The following is a 14,654-nucleotide window of genomic DNA, read 5'->3' as shown; positions in this document are numbered from 1 at the left end:
AGACAAAAAGTACATTTTGAGGATGGTATGGAACTGTATCTGGATACTTCAGACGTTGTTGCGGTGAAGGCGCTGTCACGTATTTTTCCGCTGGCGGGTGTGACCACTAACCCAAGTATTATCGCCGCGGGTAAAAAACCGCTGGAGGTGGTACTTCCGGAGCTTCACGAAGCGATGGGCGGTCAGGGGCGTCTGTTTGCCCAGGTAATGGCTACCACTGCCGAAGGGATGGTGAATGATGCATGTCAACTGCGTTCTATCATTGCGGATATCGTGGTGAAAATCCCGGTGACCGCTGAGGGCCTGGCAGCCATTAAAATGTTAAAAGCGGAAGGGATTCCGACGCTGGGAACCGCGGTATATGGCGCGGCACAAGGGCTGCTGTCGGCGCTGGCAGGTGCGGAGTACGTTGCGCCTTACGTCAACCGAATTGATGCTCAGGGCGGTAGCGGTATTCAAACTGTGACCGATTTGCACCAGTTATTGAAAATGCATGCGCCGCAGGCGAAAGTGTTAGCCGCGAGTTTCAAAACCCCGCGTCAGGCGCTGGATTGCTTACTGGCAGGATGTGAATCAATCACGCTGCCACTGGATGTGGCGCAGCAGATGATTAGCTATCCGGCAGTTGATGCCGCCGTGGCGAAGTTTGAGCAGGACTGGCAGGGAGCTTTTGGCAGAACGTCGATTTAACAGGACGTTCTGCATCCTCATCAATTGCTGATGAGTGGTGGAGTGCACCAACGCTTGCCGCGCCTGGAAATCTGCGCCCGAACCGTAGGCCAGATAAGGCGTTCACGCCGCATCTGGCGTCTGGAGCAAATGCCTGATGCGACGCTTGTCGCGACTTATCAGGCCTGGGGCTGGCAATTACTGCCCGCACACCTCACACCCCGGATTACGCATCAGTTTCATTTCGCGAAACTGGCTAGTCATCGCATCGTACATCACGATTTTTCCGTTGGCAGGTTTGCCATAACCTGCCAGCAGTTTGATCGCTTCCATTGCCTGCAACGAACCAATCACCCCGATCAACGGTGCCATCACGCCTGCTTCTACGCAGGTTAGCGCGTTCTCGCCAAACAAACGGCTAAGGCAGCGGTAGCACGGTTCGCCGTCCTGATAAGTGAAGACCGTGATTTGCCCTTCCATACGAATTGCCGCCCCGGAAACCAGCGGCACCTTTGCGGCAAAACAGCCAGCGTTCAATTGATTACGTACCGCAACGTTATCCGTACAGTCGAGCACCAGATTGTGTTCAGCGATCAATGCAGCAAGCTCCACGTCATCAAGCAACGCATTTACCGGCGTAATCGCGATATGTGGATTGATCCGCGCCAGTGCGTCTCGGGCGGATTCCACCTTCGGTTGCCCGACCGTGGCATCACTATGTAGTGTCTGGCGTTGCAGATTTGAGAGCGAAACCGTGTCGAAGTCGAGCAGCGTCAGGTTGCCGACACCGGCGCTTGCCAGATATTGCGAGGCTGCGCAGCCGAGACCGCCAAGCCCGACGACCAGCACGCGAGAATCTTTTAACGCTTCCTGACCGTCAAAATCAAAACCACGCAGAATGATTTGCCGGTTGTAGCGCAGCATCTCCTGATCGCTGAGTTCCGCCATTACAGGCCTCCGAACAACGCGTTAAATGGTTCTACTTCCACCCATTCGCCCACTTCCACATTGCCGCGCTCGCGCTCCAGTACGATAAAGCAGTTGCCGAGGCTAAAGGAGCTAAATATATGTGAACCCTGATGTCCGGTGGTCGTCACTTCCAGTTCGCCATCGGCGTTGCGTTGCAGCACGCCGCGCTGGAAATCAAGGCGTCCTGGCGATTTCTTCAGAGGCGATGCCGTGCGCACACGCTGGCGCGCGGGCAGGCCGCTGGCGGTATTGCCGCTTAGTTTTGCCAGCAAAGGCTGTACCAGTTGATAGAAGGTCAGCGTTGCTGAAACCGGGTTGCCCGGCAGGCCGCAGAACCAGCTATTGCTGAGTTTACCGAACGCGAACGGTTTACCCGGTTTAATCGCCAGCTTCCAGAAGGCGATCTCCCCCAGCTCTTCAAGAATGGTTTTGGTGTAATCCGCTTCACCCACTGAAACACCGCCGGAACTGATCACCACATCTGCCTGGCTATCGGCTTCAATAAAAGCGGCGCGCAGGGCATGGGGATCGTCGCGGATAATCCCTAAGTTGATTACCTCGCATCCCAGCTGTTCTAACATCAGGTGTACGGCGAGACGGTTGGTATCGTAGATTTGGCCGTCGCCCAGCGGCTGGCCTGGCAACTGGAGTTCATCACCGGTAGAAAACAGCGCTACACGCACTTTACGAATCACCGGAACTTCGGCAATCCCCAGTGAAGCAATTACTGGCAGCTCTGCGGTAGTCAGGCGTGTTCCCGCTGGGAAAACAACCGCACCCGCAGAGATATCTTCACCGCGACGGCGAATATTTTGCCCGCTACGCACTTCAGCAGTAAAACGCACGCCAGCGTCAGTCTGTTCGGTCTGTTCCTGCATCACCACCGCTTCGCAGCCTTCCGGCACCGGCGCACCGGTCATAATACGAATGCAGGTACCCGCAGGCCATTCACCATGGTACGGCTGACCGGCAAAGGATTTACCGGCAACGGGCAGCGGTTGCCCGGAGGCGATATCGGCTAAACGCACCGCGTAGCCGTCCATAGCGGAGTTATCAAACCCCGGGACATCCAGTGGCGAAACGACATCGCTCGCCAGAATACGACCAAAACACTGTACCAGTGGCAGCGTTTCCTGGGCGGTCAGTGGGGTAACGCGAGAAAGCATCTCATTAAGCGCGGTGTCGAGCGACATCAATCCGGTGGTAAATTCCATGAAAACACTCCTGCGGAGGCAAAATCGAATTTGCCTATTATGTCAGAAAAACGCCACAGACTGTATGCCACCTCGGGCGTAGCGCTGGCTCCTGCCTTTACATGCCATATCCATCTTTCTATATTCAAAAATTGAATGAGTAATTCATAAAAATTCTGATATTTATAGCAAAAGTGGCGAGCCACCCTTAATGGACGAATACTATGGGCAAAGCAGTCATTGCAATTCATGGTGGCGCAGGTGCAATTAGCCGCGCGCAGATGAGTCTGCAACAGGAATTACGCTACATTGAGGCGTTGTCTGCCATTGTTGAAACCGGGCAGAAAATGCTGGAAGCGGGCGAAAGTGCGCTGGATGTGGTGACGGAAACGGTGCGTCTACTGGAAGAGTGTCCACTGTTTAACGCCGGAATTGGCGCAGTCTTTACGCGAGATGAAACCCATGAACTCGACGCCTGTGTGATGGATGGTAACACCCTGAAAGCCGGTGCGGTGGCGGGCGTGAGTCATCTGCGTAATCCGGTTCTTGCTGCCCGCCTGGTGATGGATCAAAGCCCGCATGTGATGATGATTGGCGAAGGGGCAGAAAATTTTGCATTTGCTCATGGCATGGAGCGCGTCTCGCCGGAGATTTTCTCCACGCCTTTGCGTTATGAACAACTCCTGGCAGCGCGCGAGGAAGGGGCAACGGTTCTCGACCATAGCGGTGCGCCACTGGATGAAAAACAGAAAATGGGCACCGTGGGTGCCGTGGCGTTGGATTTAAACGGCAATCTGGCGGCAGCCACGTCCACGGGCGGAATGACCAATAAATTACCCGGACGAGTTGGCGATAGTCCCTTAGTGGGCGCCGGATGCTACGCCAATAACGCCAGTGTGGCGGTTTCATGTACCGGCACGGGCGAAGTCTTCATCCGCGCGCTGGCGGCATATGACATCGCCGCGTTAATGGATTACGGCGGATTAAGTCTCGCGGAAGCCTGCGAGCGGGTAGTAATGGAAAAACTCCCTGCGCTTGGCGGTAGCGGTGGCTTAATCGCTATCGACCATGAAGGTAACGTCGCGCTACCGTTTAACACCGAAGGAATGTATCGCGCCTGGGGCTACGCAGGCGATACGCCAACCACCGGTATCTACCGTGAAAAAGGGGACACCGTTGCCACACAGTGATGAACTTGATGCCGGTGATGTGCTGGCGGTTGAAAATCTGAATATTGCCTTTATGCAGGAGCAGCAGAAAATAGCTGCGGTCCGCAATCTCTCTTTTAGCCTGCAACGCGGTGAGACGCTGGCAATTGTTGGCGAATCCGGCTCTGGTAAGTCAGTGACTGCGCTGGCACTGATGCGCCTGTTGGAACAGGCGGGCGGTTTAGTGCAGTGCGATCAAATGCTGTTGCGGCGGCGCAGTCGTGAGGTGATTGAACTTAGCGAACAGAGCGCTGCACAAATGCGCCATGTGCGCGGTGCGGATATGGCGATGATATTTCAGGAGCCGATGACATCGCTGAACCCGGTATTTACCGTGGGTGAACAGATTGCCGAATCAATTCGTCTGCATCAAAACGCCAGTCGTGAAGAAGCAATGGTCGAGGCGAAGCGGATGCTGGATCAGGTACGCATTCCGGAGGCACAAACCATTCTTTCACGTTATCCGCATCAACTCTCTGGCGGGATGCGCCAGCGAGTGATGATTGCGATGGCACTGTCATGCCGCCCGGCGGTGCTGATTGCCGATGAGCCAACCACCGCGCTGGATGTCACTATTCAGGCGCAGATCCTGCAATTAATCAAAGTATTGCAAAAAGAGATGTCGATGGGCGTTATCTTTATCACTCACGATATGGGTGTGGTGGCAGAGATTGCCGATCGGGTACTGGTGATGTATCAGGGCGAGGCGGTGGAAACGGGTAGCGTCGAACAGATTTTTAATGCACCGCAACATCCTTATACCCGTGCGCTGTTAGCTGCTGTTCCGCAACTTGGTGCGATGAAAGGGTTAGATTATCCACGACGTTTCCCATTGATATCGCTTGAACATCCAGCGAAACAGGAGCCACCCATCGAGCAGAAAACGGTGGTGGATGGCGAACCTGTTTTACGGGTGCGTAATCTGGTTACCCGTTTCCCTTTGCGCAGCGGTTTGTTGAATCGCGTAACGCGGGAAGTGCATGCCGTTGAGAAAGTCAGTTTTGATCTCTGGCCTGGCGAAACGCTATCGCTGGTGGGTGAGTCTGGCAGCGGTAAATCCACTACCGGGCGGGCGTTGCTGCGCCTGGTCGAATCGCAGGGCGGCGAAATTATCTTTAACGGTCAGCGAATCGATACCCTTTCACCCGGCAAACTTCAGGCATTGCGTCGCGATATTCAGTTTATTTTTCAGGACCCTTACGCTTCGCTGGACCCACGTCAGACCATCGGTGATTCGATTATCGAACCGTTGCGCGTACACGGTTTATTGCAAGGTAAAGAAGCGGCTGCACGCGTTGCGTGGTTGCTGGAGCGCGTGGGTCTGTTACCTGAACATGCGTGGCGTTACCCGCATGAGTTTTCCGGCGGCCAGCGACAGCGCATCTGCATTGCTCGCGCGTTGGCATTGAATCCAAAAGTGATCATTGCCGACGAAGCCGTCTCGGCGCTGGATGTATCTATTCGCGGGCAGATTATCAACTTGTTGCTCGATCTCCAGCGTGATTTCGGCATTGCGTATCTGTTTATCTCCCACGATATGGCCGTTGTAGAGCGGATTAGTCATCGTGTGGCGGTGATGTATCTCGGGCAAATTGTTGAAATTGGTCCACGGCGCGCGGTCTTTGAAAATCCGCAGCATCCTTATACGCGTAAATTACTGGCGGCAGTTCCGGTCGCTGAACCGTCCCGACAACGACCGCAGCGTGTACTGCTGTCGGACGATCTTCCCAGCAATATTCATCTGCGTGGCGAAGAGGTTGCAGTCGTCTCGTTGCAATGCGTCGGGCCGGGGCATTACGTCGCACAACCACAATCAGAATACGCATTCATGCGTAGATAACATTCAGGCGGAGAATAAAATGGCAAGAGCTGTACACCGTAGTGGGTTAGTGGCGCTGGGCATTGCGACAGCGTTGATGGCATCTTGTGCATTCGCTGCCAAAGATGTGGTGGTGGCGGTAGGATCGAACTTCACCACGCTCGATCCATATGACGCGAATGACACGTTATCTCAGGCCGTAGCGAAATCGTTTTACCAGGGGCTGTTCGGTCTCGATAAAGAGATGAAACTGAAAAACGTGCTGGCGGAGAGTTATACCGTTTCCGATGACGGCCTCACTTACACCGTGAAATTGCGGGAAGGAATTAAATTCCAGGATGGCACCGACTTTAACGCAGCGGCGGTAAAAGCGAATCTCGACCGGGCCAGCGATCCGGCGAATCATCTTAAACGCTATAACCTGTATAAGAATATTGCGAAAACGGAAGCGCTCGATCTGACAACGGTAAAGATTACCCTCAAACAGCCGTTCTCCGCGTTTATTAACATTCTTGCCCATCCGGCGACCGCGATGATTTCACCGGCAGCGCTGGAAAAATATGGCAAGGAGATTGGTTTTCATCCGGTTGGCACCGGGCCGTATGAACTGGATACCTGGAATCAGACCGATTTTGTGAAGGTGAAAAAATTCGCGGGGTACTGGCAGCCAGGATTGCCCAAACTGGACAGCATAACCTGGCGTCCGGTGGCGGATAACAACACCCGTGCGGCAATGCTGCAAACCGGTGAAGCGCAATTTGCTTTTCCCATCCCTTATGAACAAGCGGCGCTACTGGAGAAAAACAAAAATATCGAGCTGATGGCTAGTCCGTCAATTATGCAGCGTTATATCAGTATGAACGTGACGCAAAAGCCGTTCGATAACCCGAAGGTCCGTGAGGCGCTGAATTACGCCATTAACCGCCCGGCGCTGGTGAAAGTAGCCTTCGCGGGCTATGCAACGCCAGCTACTGGTGTGGTACCGCCGAGTATCGCCTACGCGCAAAGTTATAAACCGTGGCCTTACGATCCAGTGAAAGCGCGCGAATTACTGAAAGAGGCGGGATATCCCAACGGTTTCAGCACCACGCTGTGGTCGTCACATAACCACAGCACCGCGCAGAAAGTGCTGCAATTTACCCAGCAGCAGTTAGCGCAGGTCGGGATTAAAGCCCAGGTGACTGCGATGGATGCCGGACAGCGGGCGGCAGAAGTTGAAGGTAAAGGGCAAAAAGAGAGCGGCGTGCGGATGTTCTACACTGGCTGGTCGGCTTCAACCGGCGAAGCTGACTGGGCACTATCGCCGCTGTTTGCCTCGCAGAACTGGCCACCGACGCTGTTTAATACCGCGTTTTACAGCAATAAACAGGTGGATGACTTCCTGGCTCAGGCACTGAAAACTAATGATCCGGCAGAAAAGACCCGTTTATATAAGGCGGTGCAGGATATCATCTGGCAAGAGTCGCCGTGGATCCCGCTGGTGGTAGAAAAACTGGTGTCGGCACACAGTAAAAACCTGACCGGTTTTTGGATCATGCCAGACACCGGTTTCAGCTTTGAAGACGCGGATTTGCAATAAGCAACGCAGGGAGTGGAATGCTTAATTACGTTATCAAACGCTTACTGGGGTTGATTCCGACGCTGTTTATCGTCTCGGTGCTGGTATTTTTGTTTGTTCATATGCTCCCCGGCGATCCAGCGCGATTGATTGCCGGACCCGAAGCTGATGCGCAGGTTATAGAACTGGTGCGTCAGCAACTGGGGTTGGATCAGCCACTGTATCACCAGTTCTGGCACTATATCACCAATGCCGTACAGGGCGATTTTGGCCTGTCGATGGTGTCGCGTCGTCCCGTTGCCAATGAGATTGCCAGCCGCTTCATGCCTACTCTATGGTTGACTATTACCAGTATGACCTGGACGGTGCTGTTCGGCATGGGGGCTGGTATTATCGCCGCTGTCTGGCGTAACCGTTGGCCGGATCGATTAAGTATGACTATCGCGGTATCAGGGATTTCATTCCCGGCATTTGCGTTAGGAATACTGTTGATTCAGGTTTTCTCAGTTGAACTTGGCTGGTTACCCACCGTAGGTGCAGACAGTTGGCAGCACTACATTTTACCCTCCCTGACGCTCGGCGCGGCAGTGGCAGCCGTGATGGCGCGCTTTACCCGCGCATCGTTTGTCGACGTTTTAAGCGAAGATTATATGCGTACCGCGAGGGCGAAAGGGGTGAGCGAAACCTGGGTCATCCTCAAACACGGGTTACGCAATGCGATGATCCCGGTAGTGACCATGATGGGCTTACAGTTTGGCTTTTTACTCGGTGGTTCCATTGTGGTGGAGAAAGTCTTCAACTGGCCCGGACTTGGACGCTTACTCGTCGACTCCGTAGAAATGCGCGATTACCCGGTGATTCAGGCGGAAATTCTGCTTTTCTCGCTGGAATTTATTCTTATCAACTTAGTGGTGGATGTGCTTTATGCCGCCATTAACCCGGCTATCAGGTACAAGTAAGGATGCGAATATTTAACTGGCGACGTCAGGCGGTGTTAAACGCCATGCCATTGGTTAAACCTGACCAGGTACGCACACCGTGGCATGAATTCTGGCGACGATTTCGCCATCAGCATATGGCGATGGCCGCCGCATTATTCGTCATTTTATTGATTGTGGTGGCCATTTTTGCACGCTGGATCGCCCCCTATGACGCCGAAAATTTTTTCGATTATGACAATCTGAATAACGGACCTTCTTTGCAGCACTGGTTTGGCGTCGATTCACTGGGACGCGACATTTTCAGCCGTGTCCTGGTTGGTGCGCAAATCTCGCTGGCGGCGGGCGTGTTTGCCGTGTTTATCGGTGCGGCGATCGGGACGTTGCTGGGCTTGCTGGCGGGATATTATGAAGGCTGGTGGGATCGGCTGATCATGCGCATTTGCGATGTGCTGTTTGCCTTCCCGGGTATTTTGCTGGCCATCGCTGTTGTTGCGGTGTTGGGAAGCGGCATCGCTAACGTGATTATCGCCGTTGCCATTTTTTCCATCCCCGCGTTTGCCCGACTGGTGCGCGGCAATACGCTGGTGTTGAAACAGCAAACCTTTATTGAGTCAGCACGCAGTATTGGTGCCAGCGATATGACCATTTTATTGCGTCATATTCTGCCTGGGACCGTCTCTTCTATCGTGGTGTTTTTCACCATGCGCATCGGCACCTCGATTATCTCTGCCGCCAGCCTGTCATTTCTCGGCCTCGGTGCGCAGCCGCCGACACCAGAGTGGGGAGCAATGCTCAATGAGGCACGAGCGGATATGGTTATCGCGCCGCATGTCGCTGTTTTTCCGGCCCTGGCTATTTTTCTGACCGTACTGGCGTTCAATTTGTTGGGTGATGGTTTACGCGATGCGCTGGATCCGAAAATTAAAGGATAGTTACGTTTGAATATTGCTTGAAAGGGTAATCACCTCACAGGAAATTATTGCCCTAAGCAAGTGTTGTAACTTTCTGCTGATTTTGTAGAATCGGGTAATTTGGTTAAAAAGCCGCAGCAAGGGACTGTTTTTGCAGCGGCACGGCGTTCAGATAGTTATTTTGTTAAATGTATTAACATGCTGAGTTTATACGAAAAGATAAAAATAAGGTTGATAATTTTATTTTTATTGGCAGCGCTGTCATTTATTGGTCTTTTTTTCATCATTAACTATCAACTGGTATCGGAACGCGCGGTAAAACGTGCCGATAGCCGCTTTGAACTTATTCAGAAAAACGTTGGCTATTTCTTTAAAGATATTGAACGTTCGGCCCTGACATTAAAGGACTCACTGTATTTATTAAAAAATACAGAGGAGATTCAACGCGCTGTGATCCTTAAAATGGAAATGATGCCATTTTTAGACTCGGTGGGACTGGTACTTGATGATAATAAATATTATCTCTTTTCGCGGAGGGCAAATGATAAAATCGCTGTTTATCATCAGGAACAAGTAAATGGACCGCTTGTCGACGAGTCAGGGCGGGTTATTTTTGCCGATTTTAACCCATCGAAACGACCGTGGTCTGTGGCTTCAGATGACTCTAACAACAGCTGGAATCCGGCATACAATTGCTTTGATCGTCCGGGTAAAAAATGTATCTCTTTTACGCTACGCATCAACGGCAAAGATCACGATTTGTTAGTGGTGGATAAAATTCATGTCGATTTAAACTGGCGATATCTGAACGAGTATCTTGATCAAATCAGCGCTAATGATGAAGTTCTATTTTTGAAACAAGGCCATGAGATCATTGCCAAGAATCAACTCGCTCGTGAAAAACTGATTATTTATAATAGCGAAGGCAATTATAATATTATTGATTCTGTCGATACTGAATATATCGAAAAAACATCAGCGGTGCCAAACAACGCATTATTCGAAATCTATTTTTATTATCCTGGCGGTAATTTATTGAACGCATCAGATAAACTTTTTTATCTGCCGTTTGCTTTCATTATTATCGTATTGCTGGTGGTTTATTTAATGACCACTCGTGTGTTCCGTCGGCAATTTTCTGAAATGACCGAGCTGGTTAATACGCTGGCATTTTTGCCCGACTCAACGGATCAAATCGAGGCTCTGAAAATTCGCGAAGGCGATGCGAAAGAGATTATCAGCATCAAAAATTCGATCGCGGAAATGAAAGATGCCGAAATTGAACGGTCAAATAAATTGCTCTCACTGATCTCTTACGATCAGGAAAGCGGTTTTATTAAAAATATGGCGATTATTGAGTCAAACAATAATCAGTATCTGGCTGTGGGGATCATCAAACTGTGTGGTCTGGAAGCCGTGGAAGCGGTGTTTGGTGTTGATGAACGCAATAAAATCGTCAGGAAATTGTGTCAGCGAATTGCCGAGAAATATGCGCAATGCTGCGATATCGTGACATTCAATGCCGATCTCTATTTACTTCTGTGCCGGGAAAATGTACAGACATTTACCCGTAAAATAGCGATGATAAACGATTTTGACAGCAGCTTTGGCTACCGCAATCTGCGCATCCATAAGTCTGCCATTTGTGAACCGTTGAAGGGAGAAAACGCCTGGAGTTACGCAGAAAAACTGAAACTGGCGATTTCCAGTATCCGTGACCATATGTTCTCAGAGTTTATTTTCTGTGATGACGCGAAACTCAACGAAATAGAAGAGAATATCTGGATTGCGCGTAATATTCGCCATGCCATGGAAATTGGCGAACTATTCCTGGTCTATCAACCGATTGTTGATATTAACACCCGCGCCATTCTGGGCGCGGAGGCGTTGTGCCGTTGGGTGTCTGCGGAGCGGGGGATCATTTCACCGCTGAAGTTCATTACCATTGCTGAAGATATCGGGTTTATCAATGAGCTGGGTTATCAAATTATTAAAACCGCGATGGGTGAATTCAGACATTTTAGTCAGCGTGCGTCGCTGAAGGACGGTTTCTTACTGCATATTAATGTTTCGCCCTGGCAGTTAAACGAACCACACTTTCATGAGCGTTTTACCACCATCATGAAAGAAAATGGCCTGAAGGCGAACAGCCTCTGTGTTGAGATCACTGAAACTGTGATCGAGCGAATTAATGAACATTTTTATCTCAATATTGAACAACTGCGTAAACAAGGGGTACGGATATCGATTGATGACTTTGGCACCGGTTTGTCAAACCTGAAACGTTTTTATGAAATTAATCCAGACAGTATAAAAGTGGACTCGCAATTTACCGGCGATATTTTCGGTACTGCGGGGAAAATTGTGCGCATTATTTTCGATCTGGCACGCTATAACCGGATCCCGGTGATTGCGGAAGGCGTAGAGAGCGAAGACGTTGCGCGCGAATTAATCAAATTAGGATGTGTTCAGGCTCAGGGGTATCTGTACCAGAAACCCATGCCGTTCTCCGCCTGGGATAAAAGTGGAAAATTAGTAAAAGAGTAGTTTACGTATGTCCAGAATCAATAAGTTCGTACTTACAGTCAGTCTGCTGATTTTTATCATGATTTCAGCAGTTGCCTGCGGGATCTACACTCAAATGGTAAAGGAACGGGTGTATGGCCTGAAACAGTCCGTTATTGATACTGCTTTTGCGGTGGCAAATATTGCTGAATATCGGCGTAGCGTGGCAATTGATCTCATCAACACGCTAAATCCCACGGAGGAACAGCTGTTGGTTGGCTTGCGCACAGCTTACGCCGACTCGGTTTCACCCTCTTATTTGTACGATGTCGGTCCTTATCTGATTTCCAGTGACGAATGTATTCAGGTAAAGGAGTTCGAGAAAAATTATTGTGCAGATATTATGCAGGTTGTTAAGTATCGACATGTCAAAAATACAGGGTTTATCTCTTTTGACGGTAAAACCTTCGTCTATTACCTCTATCCGGTAACTCACAATCGCAGTCTGATATTTTTGCTTGGTCTGGAGCGTTTTTCTTTACTGTCAAAATCGCTGGCGATGGATAGCGAGAACCTGATGTTCTCTCTGTTTAAGAACGGTAAACCGGTGACCGGTGATGAATATAATGCTAAAAACGCCATCTTCACCGTTTCGGAAGCAATGGAGCACTTCGCCTATTTGCCGACCGGATTGTACGTATTTTCGTATAAAAAAGACGTTTATTTTCAGGTATGTATGTTGATTATTTTCTTTGCTGCATTGGTGGCAGTGATATCGGGTGCTAGCTGCCTTTATCTGGTGCGCAGAGTGATTAATCGTGGCATTGTGGAGAAAGAAGCCATTATTAATAACCATTTTGAACGCGTCCTGGACGGTGGGCTTTTCTTCTCGGCTGCCGATGTCAAAAAACTCTACAGTATGTATAACTCGGCGTTTCTGGACGACCTGACCAAAGCAATGGGCAGAAAATCCTTTGATGAAGATTTAAAAGCCCTGCCGGAAAAAGGGGGCTATCTGTGTCTTTTTGATGTCGATAAATTCAAAAACATTAACGACACCTTCGGTCATTTGCTGGGCGATGAAGTGTTGATGAAAGTGGTGAAAATCCTTAAATCACAAATCCCGGTAGATAAAGGTAAAGTCTACCGCTTCGGCGGTGACGAATTTGCGGTGATTTATACTGGCGGAACGCTGGAGGAGTTGCTATCGATTCTAAAAGAAATCGTCCATTTCCAGGTGGGGAGTATTAACTTGAGCACCAGTATCGGCGTAGCGCATTCAAATGAATGTACCACCGTTGAACGTTTGAAAATGCTGGCGGATGAGCGACTGTATAAGAGTAAGAAAAACGGCAGGGCGCAGATTAGCTGGCAGTAATCATTATTAGCAGGCAGGGCAAATGATGTTGCCCTGCCTGAATTAATTAAACCCGGCTACCCCACAAATCGTACTCATCGGCGTGCTCGACTTTCACACGCAGGATATCACCCGGCTTAACGTTGGTTTCACCATTGAGATAAACCGCGCCGTCGATTTCCGGTGCATCTGCCATGCTGCGACCAATCGCGCCTTCTTCGTCCACTTCGTCGATAATCACCAGAATTTCACGGCCCACTTTCTCTTGCAGGCGCTCGGCGGAAATCTGCTGCTGTAGCTGCATGAAACGGTTCCAGCGTTCTTCTTTCACTTCTTCCGGAACCTGGTCAGGCAGGGCATTGGCATCTGCGCCTTCAACCGGGCTGTATTTAAAGCAGCCAACGCGATCCAGACGTGCTTCTTTCAGGAAATCGAGTAGCATCTGGAAATCTTCTTCCGTCTCGCCAGGGAAGCCGACAATAAAGGTTGAGCGCAGGGTCAGTTCCGGGCAGATTTCGCGCCACTGTTTGATGCGCGCCAGTTGGCGATCTACAGAACCCGGACGCTTCATCAGTTTGAGAATGCGCGGGCTTGCGTGTTGCAACGGGATATCCAGATACGGCAGGATTTTGCCTTCCGCCATCAGTGGGATGACGTCGTCCACGTGTGGATAAGGGTAAACGTAGTGCAGACGTGTCCAGATCCCCAGTTTCGATAACTGTTCACACAGGCTGACCATGCTGGTTTTTACCGGCTCGCCGTTGTGGAAGCCAGTACGATGTTTAACATCGACGCCATAGGCGGAAGTATCCTGCGAGATCACCAGAATCTCTTTAACGCCCGCATCAACCAGTCGTTTCGCTTCACTTAACACTTCGCCAATCGGACGGCTCACCAGATCGCCGCGCATAGACGGAATAATGCAGAAGGTGCAGCGGTGGTTACAGCCTTCAGAAATTTTCAGATAGGCATAATGACGCGGCGTCAGTTTCACACCTTGTTCTGGCACCAGGCTCAGGAATGGGTTGTGTTTCGGTTTTGGTACGTAGTGATGAACGTGCTCAAGAACCTGCTCATAGCTATGAGGCCCGGTGATTTCCAGCACTTTCGGGTGGACTTCGCGGATCTGATCTTCTTTCGCCCCCAGGCAACCGGTCACAATTACCTTGCCGTTTTCATTCAACGCTTCGCCAATGGCTTCCAGTGATTCTTGTACCGCGCTGTCAATAAAGCCGCAGGTATTGACGATCACCATGTCCGCATCGTCATAGCTCGGTACCACGTCATAACCTTCGGTGCGTAGTTCGGTGAGAATACGCTCTGAATCGACAAGGTTTTTCGGACAGCCAAGGGAAACAAAGCCGATTTTCGGCTGGGGAGTTACTTTGCTCATAGCTTAAAAAATATTCAGTTACAGGAAAGGTCAGGGCAGGGATTCTACAGAGTTCTGGATAAAATTTGTATCGCAATCTCATTCGCTGGCGGAGGCGAAGGAAATGTAAATTTTGTTAATTCGGCGTGAAG

11 protein-coding genes are annotated in these 14,654 nt (G+C 50.5%); 8 read left to right on the top strand and 3 right to left on the bottom strand.

Annotated elements, in window-relative coordinates:
* The first annotated feature begins 27 nt into the window (after positions 1–27).
* Positions 28–690: a fructose-6-phosphate aldolase gene (gene fsa, locus BEB42_RS01705; RefSeq protein WP_000424892.1), complete on the top strand. Its 663-nt coding sequence runs from the start codon at positions 28–30 to the stop codon at positions 688–690.
* 177 nt (positions 691–867) lie between these two features.
* Here fsa and moeB read toward each other — a convergent pair whose 3' ends face one another.
* On the bottom strand, positions 868–1,617 hold the full coding sequence (moeB, locus tag BEB42_RS01700) for a molybdopterin-synthase adenylyltransferase MoeB (protein WP_000829245.1): 750 nt from the start codon (positions 1,615–1,617) through the stop codon (positions 868–870).
* Complete coding sequence (gene moeA / locus BEB42_RS01695) at positions 1,617–2,852, bottom strand: molybdopterin molybdotransferase MoeA (RefSeq protein ID WP_000397343.1); 1,236 nt, start codon at positions 2,850–2,852, stop codon at positions 1,617–1,619. The genes moeB and moeA overlap by 1 nt, the downstream gene beginning before the upstream one ends.
* Before the next feature lie 203 nt (positions 2,853–3,055).
* Between moeA and iaaA the strand changes: the two genes are divergently transcribed.
* From iaaA to BEB42_RS01660, 7 genes are all read left to right on the top strand, one after another.
* Complete coding sequence (gene iaaA, locus BEB42_RS01690; RefSeq protein ID WP_000513791.1) at positions 3,056–4,021, top strand: beta-aspartyl-peptidase; 966 nt, start codon at positions 3,056–3,058, stop codon at positions 4,019–4,021.
* Positions 4,008–5,879 carry a glutathione ABC transporter ATP-binding protein GsiA gene (gsiA, locus tag BEB42_RS01685; RefSeq protein ID WP_001353331.1) on the top strand — a complete coding sequence of 624 codons (1,872 nt, stop codon included), beginning with the start codon at positions 4,008–4,010 and terminating at the stop codon, positions 5,877–5,879. The genes iaaA and gsiA overlap by 14 nt, the downstream gene beginning before the upstream one ends.
* 19 nt (positions 5,880–5,898) lie before the next feature.
* Positions 5,899–7,437, top strand: a complete 1,539-nt coding sequence (gene gsiB / locus BEB42_RS01680) for a glutathione ABC transporter substrate-binding protein GsiB (protein WP_000090169.1) — start codon at positions 5,899–5,901, stop codon at positions 7,435–7,437.
* 17 nt (positions 7,438–7,454) lie between these two features.
* Positions 7,455–8,375, top strand: a complete 921-nt coding sequence (gsiC, locus tag BEB42_RS01675; protein ID WP_105267123.1) for a glutathione ABC transporter permease GsiC — start codon at positions 7,455–7,457, stop codon at positions 8,373–8,375.
* A gap of 2 nt (positions 8,376–8,377) precedes the next feature.
* Positions 8,378–9,289 (top strand): glutathione ABC transporter permease GsiD, encoded by a 912-nt coding sequence (gene gsiD, locus BEB42_RS01670; RefSeq protein WP_001218007.1) that lies wholly within the window; start codon positions 8,378–8,380, stop codon positions 9,287–9,289.
* A 177-nt stretch (positions 9,290–9,466) separates the two neighbouring features.
* Positions 9,467–11,815: a sensor domain-containing phosphodiesterase gene (locus BEB42_RS01665; RefSeq protein WP_105267122.1), complete on the top strand. Its 2,349-nt coding sequence runs from the start codon at positions 9,467–9,469 to the stop codon at positions 11,813–11,815.
* A 7-nt stretch (positions 11,816–11,822) separates the two neighbouring features.
* Entirely contained in the window at positions 11,823–13,151 is a 1,329-nt protein-coding gene (locus BEB42_RS01660) for a GGDEF domain-containing protein (protein WP_000086878.1), read from the top strand.
* A 46-nt stretch (positions 13,152–13,197) separates the two neighbouring features.
* Here BEB42_RS01660 and rimO read toward each other — a convergent pair whose 3' ends face one another.
* Complete coding sequence (gene rimO, locus BEB42_RS01655) at positions 13,198–14,523, bottom strand: 30S ribosomal protein S12 methylthiotransferase RimO (protein WP_000049367.1); 1,326 nt, start codon at positions 14,521–14,523, stop codon at positions 13,198–13,200.
* Positions 14,524–14,654 lie beyond the last annotated feature (131 nt).

Source organism: Escherichia sp. MOD1-EC5990, from assembly GCF_002965285.1.
GTDB lineage: Bacteria > Pseudomonadota > Gammaproteobacteria > Enterobacterales > Enterobacteriaceae > Escherichia > Escherichia coli_F.
This window is presented reverse-complemented; position numbering and strand designations above follow the sequence as displayed.

What these genes read in the sequence shown, in the direction of transcription:
- fsa (WP_000424892.1), top strand. Translation starts at nt 28, where the DNA reads ATGGAACTGTATCTGGATACTTCAGACGTTGTTGCGGTGAAGGCGCTG.
- moeB (WP_000829245.1), bottom strand. Translation starts at nt 1,617, where the DNA reads ATGGCGGAACTCAGCGATCAGGAGATGCTGCGCTACAACCGGCAAATC.
- moeA (WP_000397343.1), bottom strand. Translation starts at nt 2,852, where the DNA reads ATGGAATTTACCACCGGATTGATGTCGCTCGACACCGCGCTTAATGAG.
- iaaA (WP_000513791.1), top strand. Translation starts at nt 3,056, where the DNA reads ATGGGCAAAGCAGTCATTGCAATTCATGGTGGCGCAGGTGCAATTAGC.
- gsiB (WP_000090169.1), top strand. Translation starts at nt 5,899, where the DNA reads ATGGCAAGAGCTGTACACCGTAGTGGGTTAGTGGCGCTGGGCATTGCG.
- gsiC (WP_105267123.1), top strand. Translation starts at nt 7,455, where the DNA reads ATGCTTAATTACGTTATCAAACGCTTACTGGGGTTGATTCCGACGCTG.
- gsiD (WP_001218007.1), top strand. Translation starts at nt 8,378, where the DNA reads ATGCGAATATTTAACTGGCGACGTCAGGCGGTGTTAAACGCCATGCCA.
- BEB42_RS01665 (WP_105267122.1), top strand. Translation starts at nt 9,467, where the DNA reads ATGCTGAGTTTATACGAAAAGATAAAAATAAGGTTGATAATTTTATTT.
- BEB42_RS01660 (WP_000086878.1), top strand. Translation starts at nt 11,823, where the DNA reads ATGTCCAGAATCAATAAGTTCGTACTTACAGTCAGTCTGCTGATTTTT.
- rimO (WP_000049367.1), bottom strand. Translation starts at nt 14,523, where the DNA reads ATGAGCAAAGTAACTCCCCAGCCGAAAATCGGCTTTGTTTCCCTTGGC.